The sequence below is a fragment of the Streptomyces sp. NPDC044719 genome (genome assembly GCF_056433405.1).
In genome coordinates this window covers 580635-594149 of record NZ_JBWKHE010000002.1, presented here as the reverse complement: position 1 = coordinate 594149, position 13515 = coordinate 580635, and the positions used below count along the sequence as shown (strand labels likewise).

Here is a 13515-nt window from a genome sequence, read left to right as displayed (position 1 = left end):
CGCGGCGCCGCCGTACGACCGCCTACACCGGGTGGAAGTTGAACCGTTCCCTGACCACCGGGAAACCGGCCTTGGCGAAGTTCGCGGCCATGGGGAAATTGCCCTGGTCCGTGGCGGCGGCGACGAACTCCGCGCCCTGTTCGACCAGGAAGTGGGTGCACTCGGCCAGGAGGTCGTAGGCGTAGCCCTGGCCGCGCTGTTCGGGCAGGACCCCGATGAAGCCGATGCACGGGCCCGTCGGGTTGTGGGCCGGGATGTGGATGCCGGCCGGCTCGCCCCGGGGTGTGTACGCGATCTGCCACCACTCGCGTGGCGAGGGGCACCAGTGGAAGAAGTCGAGTTCCTCCTGGGCCGCCCGGTCGAGTCCGCCCTCCTCGATCGCCTTCAGCGCGTGTGCGTCCAGGGTGACGGAGTGGATCCGGCGCAGCGCGTCGAAGAACACGGCGTCGTCCGGTTCGGGGCGGAACACCAGGCGCCCGGGCCGTTCGGGCAGGCCGTGCCCGGGGGTCCAGCGGTACAGCAGGCGTTCGACCAGGAGGTCGTAACCGGCCTTCCGCGCGGCGGCGAAGCGGGTCTCGGCGGCGGTGCGCAGGGCCGGGGCGTCGCGCCAGCCGGCGGGCAGGTTCAGTTCGAGTTCCACCTGCCAGGGCGCGGAGCGCAGGAGTGCGGCGCCTGCCTCCTCCTCGCCCTCCGCGACGTCGAACCAGTTGAGGCTGAGGGGTTCGGTGTCGTCGGGGCCGCCCCACCAGGCACCACGGGCGACGACCCTGCCGTCGCGCAGGGCCACCCGCTTCCAGTCGGGGCGGTGCCGGGTCAGGCGGTGGCCCTCGCGGGCGCCCAGCGGGTCGGGCAGGGTGTCGAAGAGATCGGTGGCGCTCGCGTCGAGCGCGCGGATGACCACGTCGGTCATGGACTTCCTCCGGGAAGCATGCGGTGAGGAGCGCTCCCGGTCAGGTCGGTCGAGACACGCCGGGGACGAGGGCAGGGAGCGCTGGAACGGTGTGAACTGCACGGTTCAGCCCTCCTTCCACGGGTCTCGGGGCGTGGCGCCCCACAGGCTACGGGGGCACCGACGGACCGTCCATCGAATTCCGGCCCGGCTCAGGGAGCCCTCCGGCCTGACCGATCACTACGCCCGGCCCACGCTCACGCCCTGCCGACCGGCCCTGGACGCCTGCGCGGGCCCGGCGTGCGGCGCCCGGTCGGGCGTAGCAGCGTGGTGGTGTGAGCAGTGTGCGCGACCGGCTGCGGCGCCGGGACCGGCGTGGCTGGCTGCGCGGCGCGCCCCCGCCGGGCTGGGCGCGGGTCCTGCCGTCCGCGCTGCTGGCGGGCGTGTGCGCGGCGGAGCTGATCAGCCCGGAGCCGCTCGACATCGGATTCCTGCTGGGCGCCATTCCGCCACTGGCCGTGCTCGCGCACGGACCGGCGGCCACGGCGGTGCTGGGGGCACTGGTGGTGGTCGTGCTGACCATCCCGGTCTTCAGCCTGAACGACCCCGGCAGCACCGATTTACTCACCGTGTGCTTCGTGGCGGTGCTGAGCGTGCTGCTGTCGTTCGTCCGCAGCCGGCGTGACGCCCAGCTGGTCACCGAGCGGGCCGTCGCCGAGGCCGCCCAGCAGGCCGTCGTACCGCCGCTGCGGGAGCGGGTCGGGCCGGTGCGGTGCGCGGGGCTGTACCGGGCCGCGCAGAGCGGGACGCTGGTCGGGGGCGACTTCTTCGACGTACGGGCGGGACCTGACGGCGTACGGGCGGTCATGGGCGATGTCCAGGGACACGGTCTTTCGGCCGTGGCCACGGTCGCGTCGCTGCTGGGGGCCTTCCGGGAGGCGGTGCTGGACCAGCCGGATCCGGAGGCGGTGGCGGCCCGGCTCGACCGGAGGCTGGTGACGGACTCGGCGGGCGAACCGCACGCCGAGTTGTTCGCGACGGCGGTGCTGCTCGGCTTCTCCGCCGACGCGAGTGTGGTGCGGATCGTGGCGTGCGGGCAGTCCGGCCCGCTGCTGCTGCGCGACGGGCGTGCCGTCGAGCTGGACATCGAGCCGTGCACACCGCTCGGTCTCGGCCTCGCCGAGGCGACTGCGCCCCGGGTCGTCTCGGTGCGGCTGCGCGCCGGCGACCGGCTGTTCCTCGCGTCCGACGGGGTCACCGAGGCCAGGGACTCCGACGGGGTCTTCTACCCACTGGCGGAGCGGCTGCCGGGCTTCGCCGAGGAGGAGCCCGCCGCCCTGGCCGAGCGGGTGTGGGCCGACCTCGTCCGGCACTGCCCGGACGTACGGGACGACGTCACGATGCTCGTGCTCGCGCCCTGTCCGCGGAGCGGGCCCTGACGGCGGCCGGCGGCGGCCCGCGACGCTTCGCGAACCGCCGCCGGCGGTTGTACGACCGGTGGATCAGTCCTTGATCGAGCACTTGTTGCCGATAGCGGGGTTGAACGCGCCGATGAAGTTGACCGAGTTGCCGCAGATGTTGGCATCGATGTCGATGGGGATCTGTACGACGTTGCCGGAAAGGAAGCCGGGGCTGCCGACGGCGATGGCTTCGGCTTCCGCGTCGGCGCTGGCGGTACCGGCACAGGCCAGAAGGGCGGCGCAGGCCAGGCCGAAGGCGGCGGTCACACGTGTGCGCATGGGAAAGCTCCTGTCGGTCGAAGGGGACACGTGTGTCCACCGTCGCCCGGGGTGCGGCACGGCAACATCGGTGGGCGTCCGAACGGGGGGCAGGGGCTTTCCCGGGCCGGATCCGCGCCCTCCGGATGCACGCCGCGCTCCCGCGGGGAATGGTGATAGCGGACCCGTTTTTCAGCACCGGGGCCGCACCAGCGATCCGGACCCTAGGAGCAGAGAACATGTCGACGTCACAGCCCCACGCGTCCCGGCCGCCCGAGGACCGCGCCACCCCGGACCGCCTGCTCCACGCCCGCACCGGCACCGACGTGTCGCCGGAGGACCTGGTCCTCGCCTCGGGCAAGGACCTCACCCCGCACAACCTCGAATGGGCCAGGCGCAAGCTGGCGGCCGAGGGGCCCGCCGCGCTCGAGAAGCTGCTGCCGTAGCCGACGGCCCCCTCGGTGTCCGCCGAGGGGGCCGGCCTCCCGGCCGCCGGTGGTTCACGCCGTGTCGTCGTCCCCGGGCAGGGTGCTGTCGTCCTCCACCACGTGCACGGCGGCCTCCTCCGCGCCGGCCGCGCCGCCGTCGATGCCGATGTCGGTCGCGACGGTCTCCTTCGTGGTGTCGGCGTGGGCGCCCTCGTCCGGGGCGACCAGGCGTCCGGCGCGGGCGGTGCCAGCCTGAGGGTCCACCGGCTCGCCGTCACTGTCGGGGCTGTCGCCCACTCCGTCCCCGGCCGGTTCGGCCGACACGTCGGGGACCTCCTGGGACAGCCGCTCGTCGAGGGTCTCGCCCTTGTGCTGCTCGGCGGCGGTGGTGCCGCTCTTGCTGACGCCGAGCGGTTTCTCCGGCGGGGAGTAGCCCTCGTCGAGGGTGTCGTCGTAGGTCCGTTCGTCGACGGCGTCCTGCAGATCCAGCGGTGCGGCGTCCGCCTGCTCCTCGTTGGTCCCGGTGGGCTGGTACGCGTCGTCCGCCATCGGTTCGGGGCGCATCGGTTCCGTGCCCATCACTTCTGCCTCCCTGTCGCGCGCTGCGGCGACTCGTCGGTCTCAGGTGCCCGTTCCGCGTTCCCGATCGGCGGGCTCGTAACCTCGGCGTCCGCCGCCGCGTCCCGCCGCACCGTCGATCCGGCGCGTGCTCAGTCCGTCAGGGGCCCTCCCGCCGCGGCCGCGGTGCGACCCGGACGTCCAGGTCCGAGATCCGGTGGACGGGCCAGGCGCGGGCGTAGCGGGGCGGGGTGCCGTCGGCCGGTGCGATGTGGGCGACCGGGAGCCGGTCCGCGGTGCGCAGGATGGCTCCCGCGGTGGTGTTCTCGTTGTTGCCGGCGGTCGCTCCCGAGGAACAGCCCGTGTAGTAGCCGATCGGGATGGCCTCGTGCCCGGTGAGCAGGCAGGGCGGGCGGACACCGAGGCGGTGCAGGGCGTCGGCCGTGCGGCCCCAGTCGCGGCGGCTCTCGGTGTTGCGGGACACGGCGCCCTCCAGGACGGCGATCTGCGCGGCCAGGTGGCCGGCCAGCCCGAGCGCGACCAGCGCGGCGGCCACCGGCCGCCATGTCCCGCCCGGGGTCCTGACCAGGTGCCACAGGGCGTCGGCGACCGGGATCGCGAGCAGGGCGTAGGCGGGTGTGAGGAAGCGGGGCGCCGCGTATCCGATCATGAAGAGGTACGGCAGGGCGGCCGTGGCGGCGCAGGTCAGCGGGACGAGGGTCCGCCCCAGGCGCCGGGCCCGGGCCGCGACGAGCAGTCCGAGGCCGGCCAGTACGGGCAGGACGAACCACCAGATGAGGACCAGTGGGTTGGGCATCGAGCCGGTGCACGGCCGGCACAGGGCCCGGCCGCCGAGGCTGCGCAGCTGGTCGTCGACGGCGAAGTACCAGCCCAGTCCGCCCTGGATGCGCGAGGCCTCCGACAGACGCTCCCCCAGGCCGCCGTAGCCGGCGTAGGCCTCGATCACCCACGGGACGGCGCCCGCGGCGAGGCCCGCCAGGAGGGCGAGGAGCAGGCGCCGGTGGCGGCGCGCCAGTGCGAGGACGAGCAGCGGCACGGTCACGTAGACCGCGTCGGTGGGCCGCATCCACGCCATCAGCGCGGCGCCGGCGGCGACCCCCCACAGGACCGCCCGGGCGGAACGTTCCTTCCGAGCCCGCAGGAAGCAGCCCGCGCAGATCAGGGCGCCGATCGCCACCCAGTAGTTGGGCATGGCCTGGGGGCCGTAGAAGAGGGTCACCCACAAGGAGGCGAAGAGGGCGCCGCCGACGACCAGGACACGGGTCGGGAACAGGCCCCGCCAGGCGCGCAGGGCCAGGTAGAGGCCGAGCCCGGACAGCAGGGCGAGATAGACGCGCAGCAGCGGGACGGACGTCGACCAGGACGCCACGGGCGCCACGAGCAGCGAGACGCCCCGGGATCGCGGTGCGCTGAAGAAGGCCGCCGGGGTGTGGGAGGTAACCTGGCTGACGTAGACGATCTCGTCCCAGCCGAGACCCAGCACGGGCCGGACCAGGGCGAGTTGAGCCAGCGTGAAGACGGCCGCCACCGCGGCGAGCGCCCGGTTCCCCCGGACTCCGCGGGGCGCGCCCGGCCCGGCCGTCGGTTCGCGTCTTCGCCTGCGAACCAGGATGGCGTTGGAGCCGTCGGTCATGTTCCGCCCCTTGTCCCATTGTCCTAAAACTTGACAAACATGGACAAACTAACCCGCGGCATGGAGGAACGCAGGGCGGAATACGGCCAAGTGCCTGACGCGAAGTGAGCGTCAGCGGGCGTTCGGGGCCCGGTGCGGCGGCTGGCTCGGGGCCGGACGCTGTGTCAGCGGGGGCACGGTCCGGGTCACCGGGGCATCCTCACTCACCGTCAGCTCGGTGCCGTGGTGATGGAGTGTCAAGGGCGGGCCGGCGCTCAGGGTGTAGGTGGCGCGGTCGGCGGCCAGCTCCACGCGCAGGCACCGGCCGAGGAACCCCACCGTGAACGCCAGCCGGCTGAACCTCTCGGGCAGCCGGGGCGCGAACCGCAGGGTCCCGTCGGCGCACCGCATGCCGCCGAACCCGGCGACCAGCGCCATCCAGGTACCGGCCAGCGAGGCGATGTGCAGTCCGTCGCGGGTGTTGTGCTCCAGGTCCCCCAAGTCCATCAGCGCGGCCTCGGCCGTGTAGGCGTAGGCCAGGTCCAGATGGCCCGTCCGGGCGGCCATGACGGCCTGGACGCACGCCGACAGGGAGGAGTCCCGCACGGTCAGCGGCTCGTAGTAGGCGAAGTTGCGGGCGATCTGCTCCTCGGCGCGGCTGTCGAAGGACTCCTCGAAGTAGCTGCCGCAGGTGTACATCGCCAGCACAAGGTCCGCCTGCTTGATCACCTGCTTGCGGTACAGGTCGAAGTAGGGGAAGTGGAGCATCAGCGGATACTGGTCCGGGCCCGTGCTCGCGAAGTCCCAGCGCTGGTAGCGGGTGAAGCCGGCGTGCTGTTCGTGCACGCCGAGTTCGTCGTTGTAGGGGACGTGCATGGCCTCGGCGGCGTCCCGCCAGGCGGCGCTCTCCTCCTCGTCGGCGCCGAGCCGGGCCGCTTCGTCGGGGTGGCGTTTGCAGGCGTCGGCGGCGGCCAGCAGGTTCGCGCGGGCCATGAGGTTGGTGTACGTGTTGTCGTCGGCGATCGCGCTGTACTCGTCCGGTCCGGTGACGCCGTCGATGTGGAAGGCGCCCCGGTCGTCGTGGTGGCCGAGGGAGCGCCACAGGCGGGCGGTCTCCACCAGCAGCTCCACGCCGACCTCGCGTTCGAACCTCTCGTCGCCGGTGACCGCCACGTACCGCACGACGGCGTCCGCGATGTCGGCGCCCACATGGAAGGCGGCCGTGCCGGCCGGCCAGTAGGCGGAGCCTTCCGAGCCCTCGATGGTGCGCCAGGGGAACGCGGCGCCGCTGAGGCCCAGTTGGGCCGCGCGCTCCCGGGCGGCCGGCAGGGTGTCGAGACGCCAGCGCAGTTCCTCGGCGGCGGCCTGCGGCGCTGTGTAGGTCAGCAGGGGCAGGACGAAGGCCTCGGTGTCCCAGAAGGCGTGGCCGTCGTAACCGGAGCCCGTGAGCCCCTTGGCGGGGATGGCGCGCTGCTCGGCGCGGGCGCCGGCCTGGAGGACGTGGAACAGGGCGAAGCGGACGGCCTGCTGGATCTCCTCGTCGCCGTCGACCTCGACATCGGCGCGGCCCCAGAAGTCGTCGAGGTAGGACCGCTGGTCCTTCAGCAGCCCCCGCCAGCCGCTGTGCGCGGCCGCCGCCAGCGCCGCCTCGACCTGGTCGCTCATCGCGGGCCGGGAGCGGACACCGGACCAGCCGTGCGCGACCAGCTTCTCCACGCGCAGCCGCTCCCCCGGCTCCAGCACGGAGGTGACGGTCAGCCGGGCCACGTCCACGTTGCTCTCGCTGCTCGTCGTGGTCCGTTCGGGGCCGGTGACGACGTGGTCGGCGGCCACGGCGACCCGGAGGCCGCTGCGGCGGGTGCGGTGGACCAGGCGCAGCCGGCTGCCCGAGGCGAGGTCCTCCTCGGGTTCGAGCGGCGACTTCAGGGCCTTGGCGGCGCGCGGGTCGCCGTCCGGCTCGGGCAAACTCTCGTTGGCGACCAGCTCCGACTGGACGACGACGCGGGTCCGGCTGTCGACGGGCTCCACCTCGTACGCCACGGCGGCGATCGCCCGCTGGGTCAGGGACACCAGCCGCGTGGAGCGCACGCGGACGGTCGAGCCGGCCGGGGAGGTCCACTCGCAGACCCGTTCCAGCACCCCCCGCCTGAGGTCCAGGGTCCGCTCATGGGTGACGAGCCGGCCGTAGCGCAGGTCGAACGGCTCGTCGTCGACCAGCAGGCGCAGCACCTTGCCGTTGGTGACGTTGATGGACGTCTGGCCGGACTCCGGGTAGCCATAGCCGGCCTCCGCGTAGGGCAGCGGGTGCAGTTCGTGGACGCCGTTGAGGTAGGAGCCGGGCAGACCGTGCGGTTCGCCCTCGTCGAGGTTGCCGCGCCAGCCGATGTGCCCGTTGGACAGGGCGAACACGGACTCGCTCTGGGCCAGGAGGCCGAGGTTGAGTTCCGTCTCGCGCACGGTCCACGGCTCGACGGCGTACGCCCGCTGCTCGATCACTCCCGGCCTCCCAGCTCGCCGAGGTCCTTCACCACCACGTCGGCGCCGTGCGCGTACAGCGCGTCGGTCTGTCCGACGCGGTCGACGCCGACGACGTACCCGAAGCGGCCCGCGCGGCCGGCGTCCATGCCGGCCAGGGCGTCCTCGAAGACGGCGGACGCGGCCGGTTCGATGCCCAGGTCCTCGGCGGCGGCCAGGAACGTGTCGGGGCTCGGTTTGCCGGGCAGCTCGCGCTGGGCGGCGACCACACCGTCGATCCGTACGTCGAAGAAGTGCTCGGCGCCGATCGCGCGCAGCACGTCCCGGCAGTTGGCGCTGGACGAGACGATCGCGGTGCTCAGGCCGTGGGCGCGGACGGCCTGCAGATAGCGCAGGGTGCCGTCGTAGGCCTCGACGCCGTCGGTGCGGATCTTCTCCAGGACCAGGTCGTTCTTTCGGTTGCCGAGCCCGTGCACGGTCCGCGCGCCCGGTGGGTCGTCAGGGTCTCCGTCGGGCAGGTCGATGCCCCGGGAGGCGAGGAAGGTGCGCACGCCGTCGGCGCGTGGCCGGCCGTCGACGTACTCGTCGTAGTCGGACGCCGCGTCGAACGGCCGGAAGTCCTCGCCGTCGCGCTCGCGCAGGAAGGCGTCGAACATCTCCTTCCAGGCGGCGGCGTGTACGACGGCCGTCTTGGTGACGACGCCGTCGAGATCGAAGAGGCAGGCGTGGATGTCTTCGGGGAGACCGAGCTGCGTCATACAGGACCGGTTCCCCGCACGGAGGCGTCCAGTGAGTGGCGCACGCCACACACGCGCCCCGGACGGCCCTGGCACGGGGTGACACACTCTGCGGTGTGCCGCTCACCTTCGACGACCTCGTCCACCGCGCCCGCGCTCTCCCCCGGGGCGGCGGGCGCGCGATCCTCGGCATCGCCGGCAGCCCCGGCGCGGGCAAGTCGACGCTCGCCGAGCACCTGGTGCGGGAACTGAACGGGTCCGGCGAACCCTGGGTCGCGCACGTCCCCATGGACGGCTTCCACCTCGCCGACGCGGAACTGGAGCGGCTCGGCCGCAGGGACCGCAAGGGCGCGCCCGACACGTTCGACGCGGCCGGGTACGCGGCGCTGCTGGGGCGGCTGCGCGAGGAGAGGCACGACGACGTCGTGTACGCGCCGGGCTTCGAACGCGTCCTGGAGCAGCCGCTCGCGGGGGCGATCCCGGTGCCGCCGTCGGCCCGGCTCGTCGTCACCGAGGGCAACTACCTGCTCCTGGACGACGGCGCCTGGGCCCGGGTGCGGCAGCGGCTCGACGAGGTGTGGTTCTGCGAACTCCCGGAGCGGGAGCGCGTCCGCAGGCTCGTCGCCCGGCACGAGCGGTTCGGAAAGTCCCACGAGGAGGCGGTGGCGTGGGTGTCGCGCTCGGACCGGCCCAACGCCGAGCTGGTCGCCACGACCCGGGGCCGGGCCGATCTGGTGGTGCCGGATTCGGCGCTGCCGCGCGTGGAGACGTGACCATGGGCCTGGACATCACGGTGCTGGCGGTCGACTGGGAGCGTCTGGAGCGGACGCCGTTCGGGGAGCGGTACGCGCTGCTCGAGGATGCCGCGCTGCCCGAGGACGAGCTCGACCGGTACGCGGAGCCGCGGCGGGGCTGGGTGTGGCCCGCCGCGCCGAACGTCCCCTGGTGCGGCCGCTACGAGTTCCACAGCACCCCCGGCTCCTACAAGCCCCACTTCTGGGCGGGGCAGGCGTGGGAGGACGTACGGGAGCACGCCGGCCCGGAGCCGCGTGAGCACCTGGACGCTTTCCTGCGGGACCTGATCTGGGACACCGGCGCCGAGGACGCCCCCGTCTGCGGACTGTTCCCCGCGGACCCCGACCCCTGGCACCCCCGGACCCTGCTCGCCTGCCCGCCCGCGACCGTGTCCACGCTGGCCGGGCACTGGGCACGGGCCGAGCCCCTGCTGGAGGGCCTGCGCGAACCGTACGGTACCCATGCCGCGTGCCCCGGGCGGTGGATCGAGGACTTCGACGAGTTCTCGGTGCTGCTGCGCGAGTGGGGTGTGGTGGTGACCGAGGCCGGACGACGCGGGTACGGACTGGTCGGCCTGCCCCTGTGATCCCCGGGCCGCCCCGGGCAGGAGTCACACGACGGGTACGGACCGGCGGGCGCGCAGCGCCACGGTCAGGGTGTGCGGGCCGAGCCCCCCGATGTAGACGCGGTTCCCGCTCGTCGCGTCGGTCCCGCCCACCACGGTGTAGTCCTGCCCCGGGTCGTACCGCAGTACGTCGCTCCGGTCCGGCCCGGCCGGCGGTTCGCCCGCCTCGACGTCGGCCTCGATCCGGATCTCGTCGTCACCGACCCGGTAGGTCATCGGCCCGGTCGTCAGGCACCAGCGCCCGTCGCCGACCGGTACGGCGCCCTCCGGCACTCCACCCGGCCGGAAGGTCAGTTCGAGGGCCCAGGGCACCCGTGGTCCGCTGATGTCGATCCGCAGGTCGGCACCGTCGTCCCTCAGCTCCACCTCGACGCGGGTCGTGTGTGAGACCTCGTCCCGCGGCCGCTCCGGGAAGGCCATCGAGGCCGAGAAGCGTCCGTCGTCCACCAGCCGGTAGACGCCGTCGTCCCGCCTCTCGTCCTTCGGCAGCGGCTGGTAGTAGGACGCCGTGAGGGTTTCGGTGAGCCGGTACCGGTCGTCGGCTAGCCGCTCCATGCCGGCGGCGCGGAACGGGCCCAGGTCGAAGAATCCCCGCGAGAGACGGACCGCGTCGAGGACCGCGTCGCCGGCGAAGAGGCGCAGGAAGGTGGGATTGCAGGCGAGGCCCGAGCGGATGCGCCGGTGCTCGGGCACGTCCGAGCCGCCGTACACCACCGTGTGCGCGGTGGCCGAGGCGCGTGCGGCGAGGCGGGCGGTGGTGATGTACCGGTCGCGCGGAAGGGTATCCGCCTCCGGTGCCGGCAGGACGCGGCGCAGGTCCGGCGTGAGGAGGGTCTCGGCGAGCAGGTCGGGGTCGTCGATGCCGCCGGCGGCCGCCAGCCGTGCCGCCCGGGCGAAGTCGCCCCGGCCGGTGCGGATCGCGAGCAGCCGGTAGTGCGGCAGGTAGGGCGCCAGCGGGAACGGGTGCTTCTGGTCCTGCCGTCGCGAGAGGACGGTCTCGACCGTGCCGTCCGGCCTGATGAGGTCCAGGGTGGTGGCGAGATTGCGTTCGACGGCGTCCAGCAGGTCGGTGCGGCCGAGTACGTCGGCCAGCAGCAGCAGCGAAGGGTTGGACACGTGGGCCGCATAGTTGGCGCTGCGTTCCGAGTACAGGCCCTCCGCGTCGATGTCGACGCCTTCGGAGAGCCACTCCTCGATGCGGGCGAGCAGCCGGTCGTCCGGGAACGACCGGTGCAGCCGGGCCAGCGCCGCGGACAGCTCCCAGCGGTGGTTCGGGGTGTGCACCCCACCGGTCAGGAGACTGCCACTGGCGGCGCCGGCGATCTCGGCGAGCGCCGCCGTCACGTCGTGCAGTTCCGGCCCGGCGCCGGCGGCGAGGACGTGCGCGTCGCACACGTCGTTGACGGTGAACCCGGAGTCCGGCGGTGACTGCACGTTGTCGCCGCCGGCGAAGAGTCCGGTGGGTGTCTGCGCGGCCCGCAGGGCGCGGAGGTGGGTCGTCGCGGCGGCGACGGCCCCACTGTCGCCGTGCAGTGCCGAGTCCGGGGACCGGTACGCCGCGACGAGGGTCTTCACCCGGCGCGCCAGAGCGCGGTGGTGCAGACCGGCGGGTTCCTCGTCGGGGCCGGCCGCCAGGGGGGCGACCGACCGGTCGGCGGCGCGGGCCACCGCGCGGACGAACTCCTGGTCGAGCGGGCTGGGCAAGGTCAGTCCTTCAGTCCGGCGTTGATGTTGGCGTTCATCACGTAACGCTGGAACACCAGGAAGACGACGATCAGCGGGACCATGGAGATGACCGAGCCGCCGAGCACCACCGACCAGTTGATGTTCTGCGCCCCGACGAGGCTCTGGATGCCGATCTGCACGGTGAACTTGTTGGGGTCGTTGAGCATCAGCAGCGGCCAGATGTAGTCGTTCCACCGCCACTGGAACGACAGGATGGCGAGCGTCAGCATGATGGGCCGGGAGATCGGCACCATGATCCGCAGGAAGATCGACAGTTCACGCGCCCCGTCGATGCGGGCGGCTTCGATGAGCTCGTCGGGGACCGTCAGGAAGAACTGGCGGAACATGAAGCACCCGGTCGCGGTGAGCACCGCCGGGAGGATGATGCCGGCGAGCTGGTTGTACAGGCCGAGGTCGCGGACCACCAGGAACTGCGGGGCGAGCATGACCTCGGACGGCAGCATCGTGGTGGCCAGGATGCAGATGAAGAAGACCTTGAGCCATTTGTTGTCGTACTTGGCCAGCGCGTACCCCGTGCAGCAGCTGACTCCCACCGTGAGGATCGTCGCGATCACACACACGATGGTCGTGTTGATGAAGTACCCGGAGAAGTTGGCGCCGTCCCACGCTGCCTTGTAGCCCGACAGGGTGGGGTCGTCCGGAAACAGCGACAGGGAGGAGAACAAGTCTCCCGCCGGTTTGAAGGAGCTGAGGACGAACCACAGCACCGGAAATCCGTAGATGGCCGCCAGGACCCACAGCAGTGTCGTCGGGGGCACAGCGCGCCGAAGCCCACCGCTCGCCGCGCCGCGGGGACGCTTCTTGGAGACGGCCCGTACGGAATCGGCATCGACCTTGCGCGGCATGTCTGTGGTTGTCATCGGTTCTCCACCCGCCGGTTGACGACCAGCTGGATGATCGCGACGGCCATCAGGATGAGCATGAGCACGAACGACGCGGCGCTCGCGTAGCCGATCTGGCCCGATTTGAAGCCGGTCTGGTAGATGTACTGGACAAGCAGGTTGTTCGACGTTCCGGGTCCGCCGTTGTTGAGGGAGGCGAACAGCGGATATTCCTTCATCGCGTGGATCGTGTTGAGCAGGATGACGATGAAGGAAGTGGGCGCGATGCTCGGCAGGGTGATGCTGATGAACTGGCGCCAGGGACCGGCGCCGTCGAGCGCGGCCGCCTCGTAGTACGACTGCGGTACGTTCTTGATCGCCGCGATGAACAGCAGCATCGAGAAGCCCGTCCAGGCCCAGGATGCCGCCACCACCACGACCAGCAGCGACAGGTCCGCGTTCGACTGCCACGGAACGGCACTTCCGCCGAACTTCTCGATGAGGTGGTTGACCAGTCCGAAGTTCTCACCGAACAGCCACCGCCACAGGACACCCACGACGATGGGCGACAGCAGCCACGGGATGAAGAAGAAGACGCGGGCGACCGATACGCCCTTGGCGTTCTTGCTCACCAGCACGTTGGCGATGAGCAGCGAGAACACGAAGTTCAGCGGAACGAAGAGCACGGTGTACAGCAGCGTCCGGGTCAGCGCGTCGAAGAAGGTGGAGTCCCCGAACAGGTTGCTGTAGTTGTCCAGTCCGACGAACTGGAACGCCCCCACGCCCGTGTAGTTCGTGAAGGAGTAGACGAGCCCGATCACCGCCGGCCAGACGAAGAACAGCGCGAAGAGCACGACATTGGCCGCGATGAGGACCAGCGGCGCAAGGGTGTACTTACTGCGTCTCCTGGGCGGGCTCGCGGACACGTCCGGGGCGAGTTGGGTCATCTTTCTGACTCCGTGCTGGGGGAATGGGTTCCTGTGCGCTCAAGGCCATGAGCACGGCATCGCGTGGGGCCGAGGGCCTGTCTGACAAATCCCCGTCGTCCGCCCGAAGGGCGGGCGTCGCGGAGCAGGCGTGGATTTGTCAG

Annotated in this window: 13 protein-coding genes; 4 read left to right on the top strand and 9 right to left on the bottom strand. The window is 72.0% G+C overall.

Features of this window, described 5'->3' with window-relative positions; all coding sequences use genetic code 11:
- Positions 1–22: 22 nt before the first annotated feature.
- A complete protein-coding gene (locus AC07DF_RS09455) occupies positions 23–910 on the bottom strand; it encodes a GNAT family N-acetyltransferase (protein ID WP_478968616.1) in 888 nt (295 codons plus the stop codon).
- 314 nt (positions 911–1224) lie between these two features.
- Between AC07DF_RS09455 and AC07DF_RS09450 the strand changes: the two genes are divergently transcribed.
- Positions 1225–2328 carry a PP2C family protein-serine/threonine phosphatase gene (locus AC07DF_RS09450; protein ID WP_478968613.1) on the top strand — a complete coding sequence of 368 codons (1104 nt, stop codon included), beginning with the start codon at positions 1225–1227 and terminating at the stop codon, positions 2326–2328.
- Between the two features lie 63 nt (positions 2329–2391).
- On the opposite strand, the gene AC07DF_RS09445 is transcribed toward AC07DF_RS09450, so the two are convergent.
- Positions 2392–2628, bottom strand: coding sequence for a chaplin (locus AC07DF_RS09445; protein WP_382484577.1), 237 nt, complete (start codon positions 2626–2628; stop codon positions 2392–2394).
- 218 nt (positions 2629–2846) lie between these two features.
- Between AC07DF_RS09445 and AC07DF_RS09440 the strand changes: the two genes are divergently transcribed.
- On the top strand, positions 2847–3053 hold the full coding sequence (locus AC07DF_RS09440; protein ID WP_189727596.1) for a hypothetical protein: 207 nt from the start codon (positions 2847–2849) through the stop codon (positions 3051–3053).
- Positions 3054–3107: 54 nt separating this feature from the next.
- Here AC07DF_RS09440 and AC07DF_RS09435 read toward each other — a convergent pair whose 3' ends face one another.
- The 4 genes from AC07DF_RS09435 to AC07DF_RS09420 all read right to left on the bottom strand — a co-directional run bounded on the left by AC07DF_RS09435 (position 3108) and on the right by AC07DF_RS09420 (position 8459).
- The gene (locus AC07DF_RS09435) at positions 3108–3599 is read right to left on the bottom strand and encodes a DUF5709 domain-containing protein (RefSeq protein ID WP_478969476.1); all 492 of its coding nucleotides are present in this window, start codon (positions 3597–3599) and stop codon (positions 3108–3110) included.
- Between the two features lie 154 nt (positions 3600–3753).
- Positions 3754–5247, bottom strand: a complete 1494-nt coding sequence (locus AC07DF_RS09430) for a hypothetical protein (RefSeq protein ID WP_478968607.1) — start codon at positions 5245–5247, stop codon at positions 3754–3756.
- A 111-nt stretch (positions 5248–5358) separates the two neighbouring features.
- Positions 5359–7722 (bottom strand): glycoside hydrolase family 65 protein, encoded by a 2364-nt coding sequence (locus AC07DF_RS09425; protein ID WP_478968603.1) that lies wholly within the window; start codon positions 7720–7722, stop codon positions 5359–5361.
- A complete protein-coding gene (locus AC07DF_RS09420) occupies positions 7719–8459 on the bottom strand; it encodes an HAD family hydrolase (protein WP_478968601.1) in 741 nt (246 codons plus the stop codon). Before AC07DF_RS09420 ends, AC07DF_RS09425 begins: the two co-directional genes overlap by 4 nt.
- Positions 8460–8554: 95 nt before the next feature.
- On the opposite strand from AC07DF_RS09420, the gene AC07DF_RS09415 reads away from it, so the two are divergent.
- Both AC07DF_RS09415 and AC07DF_RS09410 read left to right on the top strand, forming a co-directional pair.
- The gene (locus tag AC07DF_RS09415) at positions 8555–9211 is read left to right on the top strand and encodes a nucleoside/nucleotide kinase family protein (RefSeq protein ID WP_478968599.1); all 657 of its coding nucleotides are present in this window, start codon (positions 8555–8557) and stop codon (positions 9209–9211) included.
- Positions 9212–9213: 2 nt separating this feature from the next.
- Complete coding sequence (locus AC07DF_RS09410; RefSeq protein ID WP_478968596.1) at positions 9214–9819, top strand: hypothetical protein; 606 nt, start codon at positions 9214–9216, stop codon at positions 9817–9819.
- Positions 9820–9843: 24 nt separating this feature from the next.
- Here AC07DF_RS09410 and AC07DF_RS09405 read toward each other — a convergent pair whose 3' ends face one another.
- From AC07DF_RS09405 to AC07DF_RS09395, 3 genes are read right to left on the bottom strand one after another with little or no spacing between them, the layout of a single operon-like run.
- Positions 9844–11562, bottom strand: coding sequence for a hypothetical protein (locus AC07DF_RS09405; protein WP_478968594.1), 1719 nt, complete (start codon positions 11560–11562; stop codon positions 9844–9846).
- A gap of 2 nt (positions 11563–11564) precedes the next feature.
- Positions 11565–12464 (bottom strand): carbohydrate ABC transporter permease, encoded by a 900-nt coding sequence (locus AC07DF_RS09400; protein ID WP_478968591.1) that lies wholly within the window; start codon positions 12462–12464, stop codon positions 11565–11567.
- Positions 12461–13372, bottom strand: coding sequence for a carbohydrate ABC transporter permease (locus tag AC07DF_RS09395; RefSeq protein ID WP_478968588.1), 912 nt, complete (start codon positions 13370–13372; stop codon positions 12461–12463). Before AC07DF_RS09395 ends, AC07DF_RS09400 begins: the two co-directional genes overlap by 4 nt.
- Positions 13373–13515 lie beyond the last annotated feature (143 nt).

Excerpts from the sequence above, each read along its gene's own strand:
- AC07DF_RS09430 (WP_478968607.1), bottom strand. The coding sequence starts at position 5,247 with ATGACCGACGGCTCCAACGCCATCCTGGTTCGCAGGCGAAGACGCGAA.
- AC07DF_RS09395 (WP_478968588.1), bottom strand. The coding sequence starts at position 13,372 with ATGACCCAACTCGCCCCGGACGTGTCCGCGAGCCCGCCCAGGAGACGC.
- AC07DF_RS09440 (WP_189727596.1), top strand. The coding sequence starts at position 2,847 with ATGTCGACGTCACAGCCCCACGCGTCCCGGCCGCCCGAGGACCGCGCC.
- AC07DF_RS09445 (WP_382484577.1), bottom strand. The coding sequence starts at position 2,628 with ATGCGCACACGTGTGACCGCCGCCTTCGGCCTGGCCTGCGCCGCCCTT.
- AC07DF_RS09420 (WP_478968601.1), bottom strand. The coding sequence starts at position 8,459 with ATGACGCAGCTCGGTCTCCCCGAAGACATCCACGCCTGCCTCTTCGAT.
- AC07DF_RS09410 (WP_478968596.1), top strand. The coding sequence starts at position 9,214 with ATGGGCCTGGACATCACGGTGCTGGCGGTCGACTGGGAGCGTCTGGAG.
- AC07DF_RS09435 (WP_478969476.1), bottom strand. The coding sequence starts at position 3,599 with ATGCGCCCCGAACCGATGGCGGACGACGCGTACCAGCCCACCGGGACC.
- AC07DF_RS09455 (WP_478968616.1), bottom strand. The coding sequence starts at position 910 with ATGACCGACGTGGTCATCCGCGCGCTCGACGCGAGCGCCACCGATCTC.
- AC07DF_RS09400 (WP_478968591.1), bottom strand. The coding sequence starts at position 12,464 with ATGACAACCACAGACATGCCGCGCAAGGTCGATGCCGATTCCGTACGG.